This window comes from Litchfieldella qijiaojingensis, from assembly GCF_014651875.1.
Classification (GTDB): Bacteria; Pseudomonadota; Gammaproteobacteria; order Pseudomonadales; family Halomonadaceae; genus Litchfieldella; species Litchfieldella qijiaojingensis.
In genome coordinates this window covers 89,842-110,205 of the sequence record NZ_BMXS01000012.1, presented here as the reverse complement: position 1 = coordinate 110,205, position 20,364 = coordinate 89,842, and the positions used below count along the sequence as shown (strand labels likewise).

Sequence of the window (20,364 nt, the reverse complement as noted above, 5' to 3'; positions counted from 1 at the left end):
GTTTGTCATCAGGTGGTATCAGTTACCCCCTCCACCGACCATGCCGCGTTCACGCCACTTGGCGAAGATCTCTTCGATTTCCGCGTTGGTATCCTCGACTGCCTCTTCTGGTGTCTTCTGCCCGCGGACGACATCCGCCATCATGCTGGACAGCAGGTGGGATTCATATACTTCGCTGATAGCCGGGTTGGCATAACCCGGGTAGCCAAGCCACGCCGTCCACTCCTCCGCGGTCTTGAGCAGGTTCAACTTGTCCGGCGGTTGCGCGTCCCAAGGGTCGTTGTCCAGCCAACCGCCCTCGGCGAACAGTTGCTCGGACCGGGAGGGGAAGGCCGGGAAATTGTAGAACTTGGAGTAATAGGAGGCATTGGCGTAGTTGTTCTCGAGATCGAGCATGAACTTCTTGGCCGCGGCCAGCTTGTCGGGGTCCGTGACGTAATTGGGGATCACGTAAATGAACCACACGTGAGAGGGCATCTTCACATCGCCGCCTGGCCCCTTGAGTCCAGGTCGGAAGCCGGCATCTGCGGCAATTTCCGGGGCCGACTCCTGAGCACTGCGATAGAAGGAAATCGAGTTCTGGATATAGGAGGCTCGACCGCCGATGAACGTCTGGTTGTTGGAAGCCGCATTCCAGGCGAAGACCTCCGGCGTCATGGCATTCTCGAACAGTTCTTTCTGGAAGCGCACGGCTTCCAGCACTTCAGGGGAATTGAAGGTCACATTACCGTTTTCGTCCTGTATCGAACCACCGTGCGACCAGATCAGGGCGCGAGCGTAGAATTCGGAGTCGATTTCCGGTGACATGCCCACCCCCACGGCAATGCCCGTATCCTGGTAGATCTTGGTGCCACCTTCGAGGAGGTCCTGATAGGTCTGTGGCCCCTCGGGGAATCCGGCATCCTCCCACAGGGAGCGGCGATAGTCGCCGGGATCCGGCACCCAGCCATGGCAAAAGCCGTACCACATGTCGGTGACGGGCAGATAGCTGGAGCGTTCACAAGTCCCGGTTCGTTCGCCGAACGCCGCCGCCGCGGCCTCGTTGACATCCGCGAGGGATTGCAAGCCGTCGATGAAGGCGGTGGGAGGCGCACTCATCTCGAATATCGTCGCGCCTTCTCCGGCGGCAATGGACGCCGAAAGTGTCGATGTCAGATCCGCAAGATTGATCATGTTCACGGAGACTTCGACGTTATGTGCTTCGCCCCAACGCTGGGCATATTCCTGGAACCACTCATCGTAGAGCGGCACGAAGTGACTCCATTGAGTGAGGCTGATGGAGGTGCCGTCAGGAAATTGCGAGGGGAATGACATTTCTCCGTATTCGGTTGTGAACTCAGGCTCGGGTGGCTCTCCCTGCGACACCGCCACCGTGGGGAACACGCTCAAGGCGAGTGCACTACCTAGCGTGATGCTCGTTCCACGGAGGCGGAGGAGTCTGGTCCGTATGCTGTTATGCAACATACTGACCCCCAACTAGTTATTGTTTCCCCTTGAAGTCTAGGTGGTGTCGAAGGGCTGTCAAAACGGGGAGCTGCGATATGGGCCGCAGTGCTCAAGCCGAGGACAATGAGGTAGCCAACCCCGCACTGGCCAGTACCAGCATGCTCAGGTTGCCGAAACTGAAGCTTTCGTGCAGCGCGGTCATCGTTTGTCCACGCAGCGCGCCCACACTCATCAACAGCGGCAGGAAGTGCTCCGGTGTCGGGTGAGCGTGGCGGGCATGAGGTGCTAGACGTTGCCAGTCGGCCAGGGCCTGCACGTCGCCGGCTTCGGCGGTGTCTCGAGCCCAGTCATGGAATTCCCGTGCCCAGGTATCCGGCTCGGCGAATTCCGTCTTGCGGTCGCCCAGGTTATGGGTGGCGGCGCCGGAGCCAATCAGCCATAGATCGTTGCGCTCGGCAAATTCGCCCAGATAGCCGGCAATCTCCAGTTGGCGATCGGTATCGAGCGCCATGGGCACGCTGACCGGCAGCAGTGGCACGCCGGCATCCGGCCAGAGCAATGACAGCGGGGACCAGATGCCGTGATCCAAGGGGCGTGACGGGTCAAGCGCCGCGTCGATCCCGTTTGCCTGCAGTGCCTGGGCCAGTTCGCGGGCGGTATCCGGCATCCCGGGAGCTGGATAGCGCATGCGATACAGCGCATCGGGGAAGCCGTAGAAGTCATGCAGCGTCTCGGGATGCGCTGCTGCGCCCAGCGTCAGGTCCGGTGTCTCGAAGTGCGCCGAGATCACCAGGGCTCCCCGTGGCCGGGGTAGCTGCGTGCCCAGTTCGGCCAGGAAATCCCGGGCCGGATGGTTACTGAGTACCAGGCTCGGCGAGCCGTGAGAAATGAACAGTGCTTGCAGCATCTTGATCTCCGGGCGTATCGGCAAGTTGATGCTTTCAGCTTACGCCTTCCCGAGATGTAGTGAAGTCCATGGCCGGCGAATGGACTCTTGCCCAATCGGTAATGATCGATATGTCACGGTAGTGAGACAGTGTGTTTCAGGCGTCGCTGACGGCCTGGCTGCTCTCTCGGCAACGGTGTGGTCCGAACACACAGGCCAGTAGCAGGATCAGACCCGCGATGCTGGCGATCATGCCCGCCGCGCTCAGGGAGGCGTCGACGCCTATCCATCCGGGGCCGTAACCGGCCAGCACGTAGCCGAGTACTGCGGAAATCAGCGCGAACGCCTGGCTCCAGGCTATCTGGTGGCCCAAGTGGTTGGTCATCAACCGCGCGGCGGCGGCCGGGCAGATGAACATGGCGATGACGATGATCGAGCCCACCGCCTCGAAGGCGGCGATGGCGGTGATCGCAACCATGACCACCAGCAACAGATCGGTGAGGATCGGCCGTGCCTGAATGCTGGCGGCGAAGGCCGGATCGAAGCTGCCGACCACCAGTGGCCGCCAGACCACGATCACAAAGGCCAGCACCAACAGGCCAACCCAGGTGACCCGGGCCAACTGAGGTGGTAGATCGGCCAGTGCCTGGCGGTCGAACAGCGACAACCAGTGCTGGCCCTCGAACCAGATCAGGCTTTCGAGGTTGCCGTACAGGGCGTGCTCGACATCGAGATGGACGCCGCTGGCATCGTTCCATTCCAGCATCAACACCCCGAGAGCGAAGATCGCGGTAAAGGCGACCCCCATGGCGGCACTGGATTCGACGCGCCCCAGGTGCTTGATCAGCTCGATCATGGCCACCGTGACCAGAGCAGCCACACCGGCGCCGACCATCATCGCCGAGGCGGCCAGGGTACCGGTGATCAGGAAGCTGGCCACGATACCGGGCAAGGCGACGTGACTGATGGCATCGCCGATCAGGCTCTGGCGGCGCAGGACCAGGAAGTTGCCGAGCAGGGCGCAGGTCAGGCTGATGATCACGGCCACTACCAGCGGCACCAAGCTGAGCATCAGGAAATCGGCCATCACAACGCGCTCCTGAGTGGCGGATGCATGCGCGACTCGAGCGACATCACCGTATCCGGGGGCAGACAGTCACTGATCGGCTCGAGTCCCAAGTGGTCCAGGTGTGCCGCTTCATCGGGATACAGCGAGCGATACAGCGACCACAGTTGCTCCTCATGCTCGGCATCACGGGCGGCGGCAAGTCCCAGTGGGGTGGGCACGTTATCGCGGCGGATGAAACCGTGGCGACGCAGTACTCGCAGGGTCAGCGCATCGTAAATGGCTTCCTGGCGTGCCAGGGCCAGCAGCCCCTGACGCAAGTGCACCTTGGTCTTGAAGCGATAGTGGGCGGCCAGCATGGCGACCATGCCGCGTCGGGGAGAGAACAATAGCGACAAGACGAACAGGAAAAAGGCGCTGAGCACGATCAACGGTCCCGTGGGCAGCCCGGTGCGCACGCTCGACAGGGTGACGCCGAGATAGCCGGCCAGGGCGCCGCAGATGGCGGCAATGGCTACCATCCGCAGTGGCCGGTCAGTCCAGAAACGGCCGGTGACCGGGGGAATGATGGTCAAGGCGACGACCAGGATCAGGCCAGTCACCTTGAGGCCGATGACGGTCACGGCCAGCAACAGCAGCAACATCAACATGTCGACGCGTTGCGCGCGGACGCCGTTGGTGGCGGCATATTCCGCATCGAAGCAGACCAGCAGGAACTCGCGGCGCAGCATGAAGACGGCGATAAGCAGCAGCAGGGCACATGCGGCGATAAGCTGGGCTTCGCCGGCCAGCATGCCAGCCGTGGCACCGACCAGATAACCGGTCAGCCCGGCTTGCCCTCCGGTATTCATGGCCTGGATGACGGTGATCAGTACCACGCCCAGGCCGAACAGGGTCGACAGTATGGCACCTATGGCCGAGTCCTCGCCCAGTCGGGTACGCTCGCTGATGTGCTGTACCCCCCATAGCCCGAAGGCTGCGCTTAGCCCCGCCCCGATCATCAACCCCGGTAGCCAGCGGCCGTCGCCGAACAGCAGCGCCATGACGATGAAGGCGACCGTCAGGCCCGGCAGGGTGGCATGACTGATGGCATCGCTGACCAGCGAGCGCTTGCGTAGCAGAATGAAGCTGCCGATCATGCCGGCACTTGCGCCGAGCAGCATGGCCCCCAGAGTGACCAGGCTGGTGTTGTAGCCGGTGGAAAAGGTCAGGGCTCGCAACCAGGCATCCATGGTTCAGACCTTTTGTGTGGTGGCTGACGGCATCACGATCTGCTCGAGCTGAAGCGAGCTCAGTCGACCGCCGTAGGCTTCCTGCAGGGTCTTTTCGGTGAACGCTTTGTCCACTGGTCCTGCCGCGATGCGGCGTACGTTGAGCAGCAGCACATGGTCGAAGTAATCGCGCACCGTGGACAGGTCATGATGCACGCACAGCAGTGTCTTGCCCTGTCGTTTGAGCGATTTGAGGACTTCCACGATGGCCTTCTCGGTAGCGGCATCGACACCGGCGAAAGGCTCATCGAGAATCGTCAGGTCCGCTGACTGGGCCAGGGCGCGGGCGAGAAACACGCGCTGCTGCTGGCCGCCCGAGAGCTGGCCAATCTGGCGTTTGGCGAAGGCTTCCATGCCGACCCGACAAAGGCATTCCAGCGCCATGTCGCGATGATGGCGTCGCGTGAGCTGCCACCAGCGCAGGTCGCGAAACAAGCCCATCACCACCACGTCGAGCACGGTGGCGGGAAAGTCCCAGTCGACGCTGTTGCGTTGCGGGACATAGGCCACATGGCAGCTCTGCTGCTCATAAGGTTCGCCATAGACGAGCACTTCGCCGGACAGGCGGCGCTTGATACCGAGAGCCGCCTTGAGCATCGTCGACTTGCCGGCGCCATTGGGGCCGACGATCGCGGTCAGGCTGCCGGGGGGCGTAATGAAGTCCACGGAATAGACCACGGGCTTCTGTCCGTAACTTACAGTCAGCCCTTGGATGGCCAGTGGACTCCGGCTAATGGCAGGATCGTCGATACGGCTGGCTTTCACTGGCTGTCCTCGCGGCTGGTGCTCAACTCGTCGTTCATGCCGCCGGGCGGAACGTCGCCGCCGAGGGCGCGGGCAATGGTAGTGACGTTGTGGTCGATCATGCCGATGTAGGTCCCTTCGTAGGTACCAGGCGCGCCCATGGCATCGGAGTAGAGTTCACCGCCGATCTCCACTGCCCAGCCCTGGGCCGCCGCGCCTTCCACCAAGGCACGTATATTGCGCTCCGGAACCGAGGACTCGACGAAGATGGCGCCGATCTGGCGTTCCACCAGCAAGTCCACCAATTGCTCGATACGTGCCAGGCCAGCTTCGCTTTCGGTCGAGAACCCTTGGATGCCCTCCACCTCGTAACCGTAGGCATCGCCGAGATAGCCGAAGGCGTCATGCGCCGTGACCAGCACTTGGGCCGATGCCGGCACGCTGGCGAGCGTTTCTCGAGCGTAGTCGTCCAGCGCCTGGAGCTGGATGAGAAAAGCATCGGCGTTGGCACGAAAGGCATCGCTTGCCCCCGGGTTCAGTTCGATCAGGGCATCGCGCGATGCTTCGACCACATAGCGCCAGCGACCGGGGTCCATCCAAATATGCGGATCCCAGCGATCGGTATATTCCTCATCGGCCCGGCGCCGCTCCTCGGGGACGGCTTCCCCCACGGCGAATACCGGCTTGCGTTGCGCCAGGCGTTCGAGAAACTCGTGGAGCTGGGCCTCGAGATCCAGGCCGTTCCAGAATACGGCATCGGCTTGTGTCATGGCCGAGATGTCGTTGCGTGTCTGGCGGTAGAGGTGGGGGTCCACGCCAGGCCCCATCAGGCCTTTCACCGCGACATGCTCGCCGCCGACCTGTCTCAGGGTGTCGGCGATCATGCCGGTGGTGGCGATGATTTGCAGCGGGGGAGATTGGGCATGACCCTGGTTCCAAAGTACAGCCAGCAGGGCCGGTATCGTGATCCTGGCGAAGCGGAGAAGCGGCATGCGGTCTTCCTGTATCAATATTCCCTGTCAAACTTCGATCAAAGCCTATGCCAGCTCGGCCAGGCAAGAGTTCGGTTTTCTTCTTACGCTACACTCATAGCATGCTAGGTGTTAATTAAACGAGCCTAGTTCGTCGATAGCACATTCGCATTTCCATTGGGCGCGTCAGTGAGACAAGCTTACACGACACTTGCCTCGATTTTGGGCCGGCAGACACAGGGAGAATGCCAGGTGCTACAACAACTACAGCCGAAGCGTCATATGCTGCACCCTATGCGCAACACTCTCTACCTGGTGTTGGCCGGGGTGAGTTTCGGCTTGGGCGTGATCGGCGTATTCCTGCCCTTGATGCCAACTACCTGTTTCATGCTGCTGGCCGTGTGGGCGGCATCCAAGGGGTCGCCGCGCTTTGCCGGCTGGATTCGCTGCCATCCTCGCTTCGGCCCGCCAATCGTGGCTTGGGAACGCGAACGTGCCATTCCACGTCATGCCAAGGGGATTGCTGTCACCATGTTGGTGGTGTCGATGCTGCTGGTGGCCTTCACCGTGAGTGTCTGGGCGCTCAAGATGACATTGATCGCGGCCTTGGGTCTTTTTGGAATATGGATCGTCACTCGTCCCGAACCGCGCCCCGCCGTATCGCTGGTGACGCTGACCCGCCCTCGTCAGCGCTGACATTGCGACGGCCGCCGCTGGCTTTGAGTCAGTCGCCCCTGGCGCCGTACAATGAGCGGCGATTACCGAACAGGAGCGTTCCTTGATGTCAGCACCGCAGCCGATTCATCTGCACGATTATCAACCTCCCGCTTACCGGGTCACGCACACCGAGCTCAAGTTCGACCTGTCTCCCTCGGCCACCCGTGTCGTCGCTCGCCTGCATCTCGAGCGTCATCCCGACCGCCAGGAAGATACCCTGCCGCTGGTGCTGAACGGTGAGCACCTCAAGCTCCTGCGCATCGCTATCGATGGCCAGGAATTGGAAGCTGGAGAATACGCACTCGATGCCGGGACGTTGACCGTGCCTGACGTGCCCCAACGTTTCCTGCTGGATACTGAAGTGGAGATCGACCCCGCGGCCAATACGGCGCTGGAAGGCCTTTACTTGTCGAACGGCATGTTCTGTACCCAGTGCGAGGCCGAGGGATTCCGTCGCATCACCTACTATCCGGACCGTCCGGATGTGATGGCGACATTCTCCACCACCGTGATCGGCGACAAGTCGAGCCTGCCGGTGCTGCTTTCCAACGGCAACCCGGTCGAGCGCGGAGAACTGCCGAATGGCAAGCACTTCGTCACTTGGGAAGACCCTTTCCCCAAGCCTTGCTACCTGTTCGCCCTGGTGGCCGGCGATCTGAAGCAGGTCGAGGACCGCTTCACCACCATGAGTGGACGCGAGGTCACCCTGCAGATCTGGGTCGAGGAGGAGAACCTCGACAAGACCGAGCATGCCATGGCGTCGTTGAAGCGTGCCATGAAGTGGGATGAGGAAACCTACGGTCGCGAGTACGACCTGGACCTGTTCATGATCGTCGCCGTCAGCGACTTCAATATGGGGGCGATGGAGAACAAGGGGCTGAACATCTTCAACTCGGCGGCAGTGCTGACCCACCCGTTGACCGCCACCGATGTTGCCTTCCAGCGTGTCGAGGGCATCGTCGCCCACGAATACTTCCACAACTGGTCGGGCAATCGGGTGACCTGCCGCGACTGGTTCCAGCTCTCGCTGAAGGAGGGCTTCACCGTCTTTCGCGACCAGAGCTTCTCCGCCGACACCAACTCGGCGCCGGTCAAGCGTATCGAGGACGTTTCCTTCTTCCGCACCGCCCAGTTCGCCGAGGATGACGGCCCCACGGCGCATCCCGTACGCCCCGATCAATATATCGAGATCAGCAACTTCTATACCCTGACCATCTACGAGAAAGGGGCGGAAGTGGTGCGCATGCTGCGCAACCTGCTGGGCTGGGAGACCTTTCGCAAGGGCACGGATCTCTACTTTTCGCGCTTCGATGGCCAGGCGGTGACCATCGAGGATTTCGTTGGCTGCATGCGCGAAGTCTCCGGGCTCGATCTGTCGCAGTTCATGCGCTGGTATTCCCAGGCCGGAACACCGGAGATCGACGCCAATGGCCACTATGACTATGCCAAGGGCGAGTACCATCTCACCCTGCGCCAGCGCACGCCGGCAACACCCGACCAGCATGAGAAGCAGCCGCTGCATATTCCCATTCGGTTGGGGCTCGTGGGAACCAAGTCCGGCGAGGACCTGGAAATGACGTTGGAGGGCGATTCACTGGGCAAGGATACGGTGATTCACCTGCGCGAGGAGGAGCAGCACTTCGTGTTCACCGACATTGCCGAGGCGCCGGTGCCTTCGTTGCTGCGCGGTTTCTCGGCACCGGTCAAGATGCGTTTCCCGTACGGGCGCGAGGATCTGGCTTTCCTGCTGCAGCATGACTCGGATGGTTTCAATCGCTGGGATGCCGGACAGCGCTTGGCCATGCTCGCTCTGGACGATCTGATCGCGGCACATCGCAACGGGGTGGAAAAGGTCATGGACGTACGGGTGGTCGATGCCTTTCGTACCCTGCTGACCGCGGATATCGACGACAAGGCCGTGTTGGCGGAAATGCTGACTCTGCCTTCGGAGGCCTATATCGCCGAGCAGCAGCCGGTGGTCGATGTCGACGCCATCCATGCCGCGCGCACCTTCGTCAAGCAGTCGCTGGCAGTCGCCCTGCGCGACGAGTTCATGGCCGTGTATCGTGACCACTGCGTGGACGTGCCTTATGCGCCCGAGCCTGGACAGATCGCCGCGCGTAGCCTGAAGAACGTGGCCTTGTCGTACCTGATGAGCATCGAGGATGAAGAAGCCATGGCCCTGACCCAGCGGCAGTTCGAGGACGGTCACAACATGACCGATGTGCGGACCGCTCTGACGTTGCTCACCCACAGCTCGAGGGACGACCTTGCCGACCCGGCGCTCAAGGCGTTCGGCGAAAAGTGGGCCCACGATTCGCTGGTCATGGACCAGTGGTTCAGCATTCAGGTCTCCCGGCCGCAACCCGATGTGCTGGAGCGGCTGAAGTTCCTTATGGAACATCCGGCGTTCTCGCTGAAGAACCCCAACAAGGTACGTGCTTTGATTGGCACTTTTGCCAGCCAGAATCGCGTCAACTTCCACCGTATCGACGGCGAAGGCTACAAGCTGCTGACCGATGTGGTCATCGAGCTCAACCGGATCAACCCTGAGATTGCCGCTCGCATCATCACTCCGCTGACGCGCTGGCAGCGTTTCGACGAAGCGCGCCAGGCATTGATGAAGGACGAACTCGAGCGCATTCGCGCCGAAGAGCTCTCGCCCAACCTCTATGAGGTGGTGGAGAAAGCGTTGGCGACGTAAGTCCGCACCCGACGCACTGGAAACGATGAGGCCGCCCATGGGGCGGCCTTGTTCGTCATATACCCCATATGCTCCGGCTTCTGTACTCCGTGCGCCTTGCGGTTTACTCGGGGACGCCTAGTCCACTCGTCGATTTGTTCAGCGTTTCCTTGACTTGGAACAAGAATGGTGCTTTTAATGAAAAGGTATTGACTGAATTAGCCAATACCAATGTCAAATCAATAGTCGAAAACTCGAAATGATGATTCAGATTCGCTGCGTATCAAGCAATTGGCTGTACACCATGAAACATGGTGTGCGAGCTCATGCTTGCCCGCGGACTGTCTCTCGAGTTTGACTCATCGGCCGCGGACCTTACCGCGGCCTCCGATTTCCTCACCGATCTCCTGTCCCCGATAAGGTCCTGGCCTCCACCAAGGAGACCTTGTCATGACCTCGTTCAGTCGTTTTTTGCGTGTCCTCGATCGCTTGGCTCGGAAATGCCGCGAGCATCGCAGCCATCAAGCCGTAGCGCATCTCGATGATCACTTGCTGCGGGATATCGGCTTGCGCCGTGAGCAGGGGATGATCGTGCCGTTCCACCCCGAGAGCGGATCGCTGGAGGAGACATTGGCATCGGCTCAGCCAGAAACGGAGAAGCAGGGGCTGAGCGGCGAGGTGCAATGTTGTCCGCACTGCGGAGCATCGCTGGCTTAGCGGCGCCACGGCCGCAGGAAGCGGCCGTGGCCTGATGAAGTGCGACAGGCCGGGCTTCGGGAATGAGGTTCGGTCTGTTAGTCGGCATTCCATTCGGAAAATGGGATATTTCGTCGACAAACTCTTACTATGTCCATATTGATTCTTGAAGATGGAAGCCGGGAGACGATGACGCCAATGACGGATCACCTGCTGATCGTGACTTACCTGGGAGCGGCTTGGCTGGCGGGAAGCCTGATTGGCCTGGAGCGTAGCTACCATGGCCGACCTGCGGGATTTCGCACCCATGCGCTGGTGTGTCTGGCATCGGCACTCTTGATGGTAGTCGCCACTCACCAGGGCCAATGGTTCACGGCGACCGTGCCGAGGGCGGCGATCAATACCGATCCCACGCGCATGGCCCAGGGGATCATGACCGGTATCGGCTTCCTCGGCGCCGGGGTGATCTTCAAGGAGGGCTTGACGGTACGCGGCCTGACCACCGCGGCTTCGATCTGGGTGACGGCGTCGCTGGGCATTCTCTACGGTATCGGCTTCCTGTTTCCAGCAATCCTGGTGACGGTCATCACGTTGGTGACGCTATCGCTGTTCCGTTGGGCCGAAGCACGCATGCCCAGTCAGCATTTCGCCGATCATGTGCTGGCCTTTTCCATTGATGCGGCACTCAATGAAGCGCAAGTCCGGACACTGATCAAGGAGCAGGGGTTTCGTATCAAGTCGCTGAGCTATCGTCTCGTCCAGCGAGGTACTGTCTTTGAATATCACATGACCCTGCAGACCCTGGACCGACAGAATCTCGGTCGGCTGGCCGAGCGGTTGCGTCATGAGGACAGCGTGCTGGAGTTTCGGCTTGCGCCTCTGGCCGAGTAGGGGAACCTTGGCACCATGGACGATCGACCGCCCGGGGAGTGGAAGACGGGCTGGCCTGCATCATGAGGGAGCGGCATGATGTCATGTGAGTAATATCCATAGACGGAGATTCAGGAGGATTCCATGTTGACGCCCTTTCATCTGGCGGTGCAGGTACGCGATCTCGACGAGGCCCGAGGTTTCTATGGCGAGTTATTGGGCTGTCCCGAAGGCCGCTCCAGCGATAGCTGGGTCGATTTCAACCTGTTCGGCCACCAATTCGTCTGCCATCTGAATCCAGCACTTGGTCAAGGCACGACGGGCGTTCACCGTAACCCGGTGGATGGTCATGGCGTACCGGTGCCGCATTTCGGCGTGGTACTGGAGATGGCCGATTGGGAAGCCCTGGTGGATCGGCTGACGGCAGCAGGAGTGCAATTCGAGATCGAGCCCTACATCCGTTTTCAGGGGGAGGCCAGTGAGCAGGCCACCATGTTCTTCTTCGACCCTAGCGGTAATGCGCTGGAATTCAAGGCTTTCCGCGATATCGAGGGACAGTTGTTCGCTACCTGAACCCAAACTGGAGGAATCACGCCATGGATGAATTCATGCAGGCCGCCATTGTCGAAGCCAAGAAGGGTATGGACGAGGGGGGTGTGCCGATCGGCTCGGTGTTGGTTCATCGGGGTCGCATAATCGGTCGTGGTCACAATCAACGTCAGCAACGCGGCAGCGTCGTGCTGCATGCCGAAATGGATGCCTTGGAGAATGCTGGCCGCCAGCGGGCGGCGGTGTATCGTGAATCGGTGCTCTATACCACCTTGTCACCATGCCCGATGTGTAGCGGAGCTATCGTGTTGTATGGCATCCCGCATGTGGTGATCGGTGAGAACCGAACCTTCATGGGTGACGAGGTACACCTTCGGTCGAGAGGCGTGAAGCTGGAGGTGCGTGATGATCCGACCTGCCGGTCGTTGATGGAAACCTTCATCAGTGAGCACCCCGATCTGTGGCATGAAGATATCGGCGAATGAGATCTTTGCTTGAGGGTAGGAGCAGGCTCTGTTGGAATACGCCGTGTATTTCAGGACGACTTCATGAATGATCTGGAGAAGATGTGATGGCGAATAAACCCTGGATTCCTTTCATCGCGGCACTGTTCCTGTCCTTGGGGGTGGTGGGATGTGGTAGCGATGATGATGACGATACGGCTGCCGAGGCGAACGGTAACGGCGTCGAGGAAAGCGTGGAGGCTTCATCGGGCGAAGAGGTATCAACGCAAGGAGAAGATAGTGACGCCGAGCCGATGACCGAAGAACAAGAAAGCACCGAGCCTACCTCGCCATCTTCCGCGGATGATGAAACCTTGACGGACGATGAACCGGCAATGCAACAAGGCGAAGTGCCTGACCCCAGTGCCGAAGACACCCTGGGCGAGCCCAGTACGATCGATGAGCAGAGCGCCATGCCGGGCGAAACCACAGAGTCCGATATCGAGGAGGTCCTGAAGGAGACCGAGCGTCAATTCGAGGAAGCACAGCGTGAGATCGAGAAACAGTTCGAGGAGGCCGAACGTCAGGACCCGACCGCCGAGAACCCTGATTTCGAAGAGCTGGAGGAGCCTCAAGACCAGCAGCAATGATGTGTGGCCTGCTTGTCAGGATGACACGAAAAAGGTCCACCGCGGTGGACCTTTTCGTTACCACTTGCTTAATGCATGACGCTTAGGCAATTGGCGAGTTCGCGTTCGTCAACGCTTAGTTGGCGACCTTGATGTTGGCGGCCTGAAGACCTTTCTTGCCCTGAGTGACGTCGAAGGTGACCTTCTGACCGTCCTGCAGAGTCTTGAAGCCTTCAGCCTGAATTTCGGAGAAGTGGGCGAACAGATCGTCACCGCCGTCGTCCGGAGAGATGAAGCCGTAGCCCTTGGTGTCGTTGAACCACTTGACAGTGCCAGTTGCCATTGTCGATTTCCTTAACTAACTAAATGATGGTGCTGGGCCGGCATAGGCCTTGCCAATGCCTTGAAGCCCGTAGTGCGTGGGTAAGGCAAAGAAGGAAGGCGCACTGGGAGTCTCGAAGGGATCGATCAACAACTGACGTCTTTCTACTTGCAAACCAACGCAGCGGATGATGCATCAGGGGCTTGGTTGCGTCAAGATAGGCGCTATTGCATCCCCTATTGATGCCCGCCAAATCACTTTAGATGGAAAAACCGGGCTCGTCCAGAAAGTCGACCTGGGAGCGGTGCACGTGACGCCATCGGTGGCGGCGGCGGGAGGGAACGCCTTTTAGATCAACCAATAGGAGTGGCCATGGTGACACTGAGTACGGCACCCAACGACACGCACAGCAAACTGATCGGCTACCTGCTGTGGATCTTCGGCTTTCTGGGGGCTCATCGCTTCTATTTTGGCAAGCCGGTGACAGGCACCATCTGGTTCTTCACGCTCGGCCTGCTGGGTGTCGGCTGGTTGATCGACCTGTTCCTGATTCCGGCCATGGATCGCCAGGCGGACCTGCGCTTCCAGGCTGGGCCCATCGATTACTCGCTTGCCTGGTTGCTGTTGACCTTCCTGGGCGTCTTCGGCATTCACCGCTTCTACATGGGCAAGTGGGGGACCGGGCTCGTGTATCTGCTGACGCTTGGCTTGTTGGGACTCGGGGTGCTCTATGACTTCTGGACGCTCAATGATCAGATTTCCATTAAGCATGCCAAGCGCGGGATTTTTTCCTGATTCGTTTATCTGGGAGGGGCGATGTTCCTGGACGCTCAATTTTGGCCTTTTCTGATAGCCATCACGTTGCTGACCATGAGCCCGGGGGTGGATACCCTGCTGGTGATCCGCAACACCACGCGAGGCGGGATGCGCGATGGCGCGCTTACCAGCGTGGCGATCTGTAGTGGTTTGTTCGTGCACGCGACTGTATCGGCGCTTGGGATCTCGATCATTCTGTTGCAGTCGGCTTGGGCATTCGGGGTGCTCAAGCTGGTTGGGGCGGGGTACTTGATCTGGTTGGGTATCCAGAGCCTGCTGAGCGCGCGCCGCGGCTTGCCGTTGCCGGTCGCCAGTGTCGTTGGAGGGCAGTCGCAGGTATCGGCTTGGGTTCCCCTTCGCGAGGGCTTCTTGTCCAATGTGCTCAATCCCAAGACCGTGGTCTTCTACATGGCCTTCTTGCCGCAGTTTATTGCCCCTGGTGATCCTGCCTTGGCCAAATCGTTGTGGCTGGCCGGCGTGCACTTCGTGATCGCCAATATCTGGCAGATCGCGATCGCCCTGATGGTGGGTAGTGCCGGGAAATGGCTGGCCAAGCGCTGGGTGTCACGCAGCCTGGACGGGGCCACCGGCGCGGTAATGATCGGCTTCGGTTGCAAGCTGGCACTGGAGCAGCGGCCAGCTTGATGTCTTGGACCAGGACCAGGCCCCCCGACATGCGGAGGGCCTGGCTTGATCAGTTGCGCGCCAGCAGCGAGGCGTTGTAGCGTCCGTTGGTCTCGTCCGCGCTGAGCATGGCCACGTCTGCAGTATCTCCACCGTTGGCCAGACTCTCGAAGATCACGCGGTAACTCATGACAGCTTGTACGTAGTTGCGTGTCTCGTGATAGGGGATACTCTCGACGAACAGGTCGAATTCCTGGTTGGCTTCCCGCAGCCAGCGGTCGACTCGTCCGGGGCCAGCATTATAGGCAGCGGTTGCGGCCAGCCGATTGCCCCGGTAGCGATCGAGCATGTCACGGATATAGGTGCTGCCCAGGCGAATGTTGACATCTGGATCCAGCACGCCATAGGGACCGGGATCGGCGATCCCCAGCTTGCGGCTGACCAAGGTGGCGGTAGCTGGCATCAGTTGCATCAAGCCGCGTGCGCCCGCCGGCGAGAGCACGTCGGCGTTGTAGGCGCTCTCGCGCCGTGCGATGCCCATCAGCAGATAGGGATCGACACCGGTGGCATTGCCCCATTTCAGGAACAAGTCACGATAGGCTTGGGGAAAGCGCCAATCCAAGGCATCCCACATGCCCGCGGTAATGGTGGTCTGCACCAGCTTGGCATACCAGCCGCGGCGCAGGGCATAATCGGCGAGTGCCCTGGCCTCTCCCTCGCTGGCACGGGCCACGGCGGTGTACCATTCGCTGTTGGCCAGCCCTTGTTCGCCAATGCGCATCAGTGCCTCGGTGCGCTGAACGACGGGCCATTGTTCCACTTCACGCCGATACTCCTCGTTGAAGCCAGCGCGTTCGAGATTCAAGGAGTAGGGTTGGCCAAGACGGTCGGCGGCGGCGAAGCCGAAAAAGCTGCGTTCGTCGGCTGCGGCGGCATATGCCTGGTTGGCGGTCTGCTGATCTCCGAGCTGTTCCAGTGCCCGTCCCAACCAATATTGCCAGCGCGCTTCCTGGCGAGGCTCGTCGGGCATCATGTGAACCCAGTCGATCACGCCTCGCCAGTCGCGCTCGGCAAGCGCTCGGCGAACACGCAGTTCCAGCAGGTCGGCATCGGCCAGGCGTGGCAGCGCTTCATCGACCCAGCCACGATTGTTGCGAACTTCGCGCACCATGGAGTAGAAGGCCAGGTCGTGCTCGATAGCGTGGCGATACTCGGAGTCGATCTCCAGGTGAGGGGCGATCTTGCGCCAGGCTTCCAGAGCCGCTTCGGTATCGGCGCGGGTGAAACCGTGCATGGCCGCTGCGAACATGGCGCCGCTGCCACGTCCTTGTGGGCCGACTCGGGCCGGAACCCGGGTCACGGCAGCGAAATCACGCCGCAGTCGTTCCACGGCAGCGAGTGCCCCCTGCCATTCGTTGCCGAGTTGGCGACCGAGATAATTCATCAACCCCGATTCGCCTGACTGCCAGGCGAGCATCATGCGCTCCCATACGTCCTGATCGCTGATGGCGCCCTTGGCACGCAAGGTGTCGAACAGGGTGTCGCATGCCGAGGGTTGGGACTGGCCGACATGCCATAGCTTGCGTCCCCCCTCGGCGGCCTTGTCTGGATCGGAACCCAGCAATGCGGTGTAGTAATGGCATTGGCGCTCGACACCATCGGGTTCGCCGTCGCTGATCGCCAAAAGGCTGCCATAGCGCCCGGCATCGCCATAGCGTGAAATGGCCTGACCGCGCATCCACTCACTCAATGGGGAATCGGCATGTCGTTCGATGAACGCCAGCACCTCGCTGGGCTCGGCATAGGGTAAACGTCCACGCAGCCGGTGATAGTCAACGTAGCCCGCCAGGAGGTGGCCGTCGATGGCGGTCTGGTCGACCTTGTCCCATTGTTGGTTGCGGGCCGCATCCAGTGCCTCGCGCATGGCGCTGTCACTGGCCTGGCTCGTGGCGGCCAATGACAGATTGAGTGATAGGGCCAAAAACAGAGCGCTGAGGCGTCGGGCGATGGACAGTTGGCGCATGGCGACATGCCTCCGGGGTTGCGGGTCACAAACCTGCTCATCCTCGCCGATGACGAGGCATTTGAGTAGTGTCGCCATGGGCCGACAGTGTTTCCTCCCATGCGGGTAGTTATACTGATTTGGCGGATTGGCATTGCCGGGAGACGTATATGGCGAAGTGGTTGCACAGTACCTGGTTCGGCCGCCTACGCCGTCGAGGTTGGGCGCTGCAAGGTATCGTTCGCGCTTTGCGGTTATTCGTGCCCATGACACGCGACGTGGTGTTGCGCCGCTATGCACCAGTGCCGTGGTCCGCTTTCGGTTGGATGGGGTTGGCACTGGCCTATCTGGTGATGCCGTTCGACCTGATTCCCGATGTCATCCTGCTGACAGGCTGGCTGGACGATGCGGTGATTGTTGGCTGGCTGTTGACCCGGGTCGATCGACGCCTGGAGGAATACCGCGCCTGGAAGGAGGAGGTGCCGTGATACCCTGGCGAGCTTCGACGATTGCCACCCATGCCTGGCGGCGGATAGCGCTGGCCCGGCCCATGCTTGAAAAGCCGGCATCGGGCCCCATATTTCGAACACGTTTTTTAGAGACCGACGCTCGCTCGAGTGGAGCGTCGACAACTGTCGTGATCGATGAGGGCCTTGTTCCATGACCACTGCCACCCACGAAGAAACCTTAGGCTTTCAGACCGAGGTCAAACAGCTTCTGCACTTGATGATCCACTCCCTGTATTCCAACCGGGAGATTTTTCTGCGTGAGCTGATTTCCAATGGTGCCGATGCCTGCGACAAGCTGCGTTACCAGGCGCTCGACAACGATGCGCTGTACGAGGGTGACAGCGAGTTGCGCATCGAAATCGAGCATGATGCCAAGGCTGGCACCGTGACCGTGCGCGATAACGGCATCGGCATGAGCCGCGAGGATGTGATCACCAACCTTGGAACCATCGCCAGGAGTGGAACCGCTGAGTTCCTCAAGCAACTTTCCGGCGAGCAGCAGAAGGACGCCAAGCTGATTGGTCAGTTCGGGGTGGGCTTCTATTCCAGCTTCATCGTTGCCGATGAAGTGACTGTGCGCACTCGGCGTGCCGATCTGCCTCATGATGCCGGCGTCGAATGGCGCTCGAAGGGCGAGGGCGAGTTCACCATTGCCGATATCCCGCGCGATGCCCGGGGTACCGAGATCGTGCTGCACCTGAAGAAAGACGCCAAGGAGTTTGCCGACGAGTTCCGGCTCAAGAGCTTGGTACGCAAATATTCCGACCATATCGAAGTGCCGGTCCGCATGCCTCGTGTCGAGGCTGAGCGGGACGACGACGGCAAGGAGATTCCCGGCACCGAAAAAACAAGCTGGGAGACCGTCAACGAGGCCACCGCGCTGTGGGTTCGGCCCAAGTCGGAGATCAGCGACGACGAATACAAGGCGTTCTACAAGCACGTGGCCCATGACTTCTCCGATCCGCTGACCTGGAGTCACAACAAGGTCGAAGGCAAGCTGGAGTACACCAGCCTGTTGTACGTCCCGAGCCGTGCGCCCTTCGATCTCTACGAGCGCGATGGTGCCCGTGGCCTCAAGCTCTACGTGCAGCGGGTATTCATCATGGACGACGCCGAGCAGTTCCTGCCGCTCTACCTGCGTTTCATCAAGGGCGTGGTGGACACCAAGGACCTGTCGCTGAACATCTCCCGCGAATTGCTGCAGCAGGATCCGCAGGTCGACAAGATGAAGGCGGCGCTGACCAAGCGTGCGCTGGACATGTTGAAGAAGCTGGCCAAGGACAAGGAGCAGTACCAGAGCTTCTGGAATACCTTTGGTACGGTGCTCAAGGAAGGTCCGGCGGAAGACTATGCCAACCGCGACAAGATCGCCGGTCTGCTGCGCTTCGCCACCACTCATACCGACAGCGCTACCCAGGATCAGTCGCTGGCCGATTACGTGTCGCGCATGAAAGAAGGTCAGGAAAAGATCTACTACATCGTTGCCGACAGCTTCAATGCGGCCAAACATAGCCCGCACCTGGAGATCTTCCGCAAGAAAGGCATCGAGGTGCTGTTGCTGTCCGACCGTATCGATGAGTGGCTGATGAGCCATCTTACCGAGTTCGAAGGCAAGCACTTCGTCGATGTGGCCAAGGGTGAGCTCGATCTTGGCGAAATCGAGGGCGAGGAAGAGAAGAAGGCTCAGGAAGAAACCGCCAAGGCCAAGGAAGACCTGGTCAAGCGGGTCAAGGAAGCTTTGGGCGAAGATGTGCAGGAAGTCAAGGTTACCCACCGCCTGACCGACTCACCGGCCTGCGTGGTGTTGCCGGAGAATGAGATGGGCTTCCAGATGCGGCGTATCATGGAGGCAGCCGGCCAGAAACTGCCCGAGGTCAAGCCGATCCTCGAGCTCAACCCCGATCATGCCCTGATCAGCCGCCTCGAAGGCGCCGAAGGCGAGGCTTTCGCCGATCTGGCAAGGATCCTGCTCGATCAGGCGATCATTGCCGAGGGTGGCCATCTCGACGATCCGGCGGCCTATGTCAAGCGGCTCAATGCGCTGCTGACCACCTGAGCAAGGGGTGGGATGCCACCCGTTTATAAGCGCTCGCTAACCCTGTCGGCCTTGTTCGCCGGCAGGGTTTATTTTTTTCCGTTGGCAAAAAAGCTTAGTGATTGGCATGAATGCTGCTAGTCTTGGGAAAAATTTTGCGCGGAGCAATGGACCATGCGTTCGACCACATACCGCCGAATTCCACCGCTGACACGTCTACGACGTCGAGCGTCGGCACTGCTGATGACCGGCCTGATGGTCGGAGCCTTGGCCACCCCCTTGTTGGCCGAAAACTTCGAATCGCGTCTGGCGCTGGCCCCAGAGCCCTTCGATGGGTTGGCGGCGTACGACGATCTGGACCCCATCACCGAGCTTCCCGATTTGCGCAAGGTGCCGGCCGGTCCCAAGCGCAAGGCTGCCTTCTTCGAACTCCTGGTGCCGATCATCGAGGCGGAGAATGCCCGAATAGCTGCCCAGCGCGACTGGCTACGGGCGATCGCCGAGCGCGACACCCCCCTGGATGAGTACGAACAGGCGCGACTCGCTGAACTGTGCGGCCGCTATCGCGTGGAGTGTCGCGGACAGGAAGTGGATGGCCGCCTGTTGAACCGGGTGGATACCTTGCCGCTGGAACTGGTGGTGATCCAGGCAGTGGAGGAATCCGGCTGGGGAACCTCGCGTTTTGCCCGCCAGGGCAACAACCTGTTTGGCATGCGTTGCTTCACTGGCGGCTGTGGCTTGGGCCAGCAGGGTAGCGGTCGTCGTTACCAAGCCTTCGATAGCGTCCAGGACGCGGTGCGGGCCTATATCCATAATCTCAATACCCACCGTGCCTACGAACGCCTGCGCACGCGACGTGCCGAATTGGCTAGACAAGGCACGGTCACGGCTGAGGCGTTGATCGCCACCCTCGACAACTATGCGGTGCGAGCCGATTACAAGGATGTCCTGTTGTCGCTGCTGCGCACCAACAGCGACCTGATCCAGCGGCATAGCTCCGACGACACGGCTTGAACCGGGTGGCATCGGGATCGGCTTGGCCAGGTGCTGGCCGTGGCGTTACAGTGGCCTGGCAAGTTTCCGAC

General features: G+C 60.4%; 20 protein-coding genes. 12 read left to right on the top strand and 8 right to left on the bottom strand.

Annotation, left to right across the window (positions count from 1 at the left end; all coding sequences use genetic code 11):
• Window positions 1-18: 18 nt before the first annotated feature.
• The 6 genes from IE093_RS12670 to IE093_RS12645 all read right to left on the bottom strand — a co-directional run bounded on the left by IE093_RS12670 (window position 19) and on the right by IE093_RS12645 (window position 6,405).
• Window positions 19-1,383, bottom strand: a complete 1,365-nt coding sequence (locus IE093_RS12670) for an ABC transporter substrate-binding protein (RefSeq protein ID WP_229803550.1) — start codon at window positions 1,381-1,383, stop codon at window positions 19-21.
• Window positions 1,384-1,555: 172 nt separating this feature from the next.
• A complete protein-coding gene (locus IE093_RS12665; protein ID WP_189469734.1) occupies window positions 1,556-2,353 on the bottom strand; it encodes a DODA-type extradiol aromatic ring-opening family dioxygenase in 798 nt (265 codons plus the stop codon).
• A 136-nt stretch (window positions 2,354-2,489) separates the two neighbouring features.
• Window positions 2,490-3,419 carry a metal ABC transporter permease gene (locus tag IE093_RS12660; protein WP_229803537.1) on the bottom strand — a complete coding sequence of 310 codons (930 nt, stop codon included), beginning with the start codon at window positions 3,417-3,419 and terminating at the stop codon, window positions 2,490-2,492.
• Window positions 3,419-4,630 (bottom strand): metal ABC transporter permease, encoded by a 1,212-nt coding sequence (locus IE093_RS12655; RefSeq protein WP_189469730.1) that lies wholly within the window; start codon window positions 4,628-4,630, stop codon window positions 3,419-3,421. Before IE093_RS12655 ends, IE093_RS12660 begins: the two co-directional genes overlap by 1 nt.
• 3 nt (window positions 4,631-4,633) lie before the next feature.
• A complete protein-coding gene (locus IE093_RS12650) occupies window positions 4,634-5,434 on the bottom strand; it encodes a metal ABC transporter ATP-binding protein (RefSeq protein WP_229803535.1) in 801 nt (266 codons plus the stop codon).
• A complete protein-coding gene (locus IE093_RS12645; RefSeq protein ID WP_189469728.1) occupies window positions 5,431-6,405 on the bottom strand; it encodes a metal ABC transporter solute-binding protein, Zn/Mn family in 975 nt (324 codons plus the stop codon). Before IE093_RS12645 ends, IE093_RS12650 begins: the two co-directional genes overlap by 4 nt.
• Window positions 6,406-6,636: 231 nt before the next feature.
• Between IE093_RS12645 and IE093_RS12640 the strand changes: the two genes are divergently transcribed.
• The 7 genes from IE093_RS12640 (at window position 6,637) to IE093_RS12610 (ending at window position 12,992) form a co-directional block, all read left to right on the top strand.
• Complete coding sequence (locus IE093_RS12640) at window positions 6,637-7,080, top strand: YbaN family protein (protein WP_422730979.1); 444 nt, start codon at window positions 6,637-6,639, stop codon at window positions 7,078-7,080.
• A gap of 85 nt (window positions 7,081-7,165) precedes the next feature.
• Window positions 7,166-9,805 carry an aminopeptidase N gene (pepN, locus tag IE093_RS12635; RefSeq protein WP_189469726.1) on the top strand — a complete coding sequence of 880 codons (2,640 nt, stop codon included), beginning with the start codon at window positions 7,166-7,168 and terminating at the stop codon, window positions 9,803-9,805.
• Window positions 9,806-10,234: 429 nt separating this feature from the next.
• The gene (locus tag IE093_RS12630; RefSeq protein ID WP_189469724.1) at window positions 10,235-10,501 is read left to right on the top strand and encodes a DUF1127 domain-containing protein; all 267 of its coding nucleotides are present in this window, start codon (window positions 10,235-10,237) and stop codon (window positions 10,499-10,501) included.
• Between the two features lie 177 nt (window positions 10,502-10,678).
• Window positions 10,679-11,371, top strand: coding sequence for an MgtC/SapB family protein (locus IE093_RS12625; protein WP_189469722.1), 693 nt, complete (start codon window positions 10,679-10,681; stop codon window positions 11,369-11,371).
• A 123-nt stretch (window positions 11,372-11,494) separates the two neighbouring features.
• Window positions 11,495-11,923, top strand: a complete 429-nt coding sequence (locus tag IE093_RS12620) for a VOC family protein (protein ID WP_189469720.1) — start codon at window positions 11,495-11,497, stop codon at window positions 11,921-11,923.
• 23 nt (window positions 11,924-11,946) lie between these two features.
• Entirely contained in the window at window positions 11,947-12,384 is a 438-nt protein-coding gene (locus IE093_RS12615; RefSeq protein WP_189469719.1) for a nucleoside deaminase, read from the top strand.
• 86 nt (window positions 12,385-12,470) lie between these two features.
• Window positions 12,471-12,992 (top strand): translocon-associated protein subunit alpha, encoded by a 522-nt coding sequence (locus tag IE093_RS12610; RefSeq protein ID WP_189469716.1) that lies wholly within the window; start codon window positions 12,471-12,473, stop codon window positions 12,990-12,992.
• Window positions 12,993-13,107: 115 nt separating this feature from the next.
• Here the strand turns inward: IE093_RS12610 and IE093_RS12605 are convergent, their stop codons facing one another.
• Complete coding sequence (locus IE093_RS12605; protein ID WP_189469714.1) at window positions 13,108-13,314, bottom strand: cold-shock protein; 207 nt, start codon at window positions 13,312-13,314, stop codon at window positions 13,108-13,110.
• A gap of 351 nt (window positions 13,315-13,665) precedes the next feature.
• On the opposite strand from IE093_RS12605, the gene IE093_RS12600 reads away from it, so the two are divergent.
• Together IE093_RS12600 and IE093_RS12595 are read left to right on the top strand one after the other, a co-directional pair.
• Complete coding sequence (locus IE093_RS12600) at window positions 13,666-14,088, top strand: TM2 domain-containing protein (RefSeq protein ID WP_189469713.1); 423 nt, start codon at window positions 13,666-13,668, stop codon at window positions 14,086-14,088.
• Between the two features lie 21 nt (window positions 14,089-14,109).
• Window positions 14,110-14,754: a LysE family translocator gene (locus IE093_RS12595; protein ID WP_189469711.1), complete on the top strand. Its 645-nt coding sequence runs from the start codon at window positions 14,110-14,112 to the stop codon at window positions 14,752-14,754.
• A gap of 49 nt (window positions 14,755-14,803) precedes the next feature.
• Here the strand turns inward: IE093_RS12595 and IE093_RS12590 are convergent, their stop codons facing one another.
• Window positions 14,804-16,756 (bottom strand): transglycosylase SLT domain-containing protein, encoded by a 1,953-nt coding sequence (locus tag IE093_RS12590; RefSeq protein ID WP_189469814.1) that lies wholly within the window; start codon window positions 16,754-16,756, stop codon window positions 14,804-14,806.
• Between the two features lie 149 nt (window positions 16,757-16,905).
• Between IE093_RS12590 and IE093_RS12585 the strand changes: the two genes are divergently transcribed.
• From IE093_RS12585 to IE093_RS12575, 3 genes are all read left to right on the top strand, one after another.
• Window positions 16,906-17,223 (top strand): YkvA family protein, encoded by a 318-nt coding sequence (locus IE093_RS12585; protein WP_189469709.1) that lies wholly within the window; start codon window positions 16,906-16,908, stop codon window positions 17,221-17,223.
• Between the two features lie 172 nt (window positions 17,224-17,395).
• Entirely contained in the window at window positions 17,396-19,300 is a 1,905-nt protein-coding gene (gene htpG / locus IE093_RS12580) for a molecular chaperone HtpG (protein ID WP_189469707.1), read from the top strand.
• A 153-nt stretch (window positions 19,301-19,453) separates the two neighbouring features.
• Complete coding sequence (locus tag IE093_RS12575) at window positions 19,454-20,293, top strand: glucosaminidase domain-containing protein (protein ID WP_189469705.1); 840 nt, start codon at window positions 19,454-19,456, stop codon at window positions 20,291-20,293.
• Window positions 20,294-20,364: the final 71 nt, after the last annotated feature.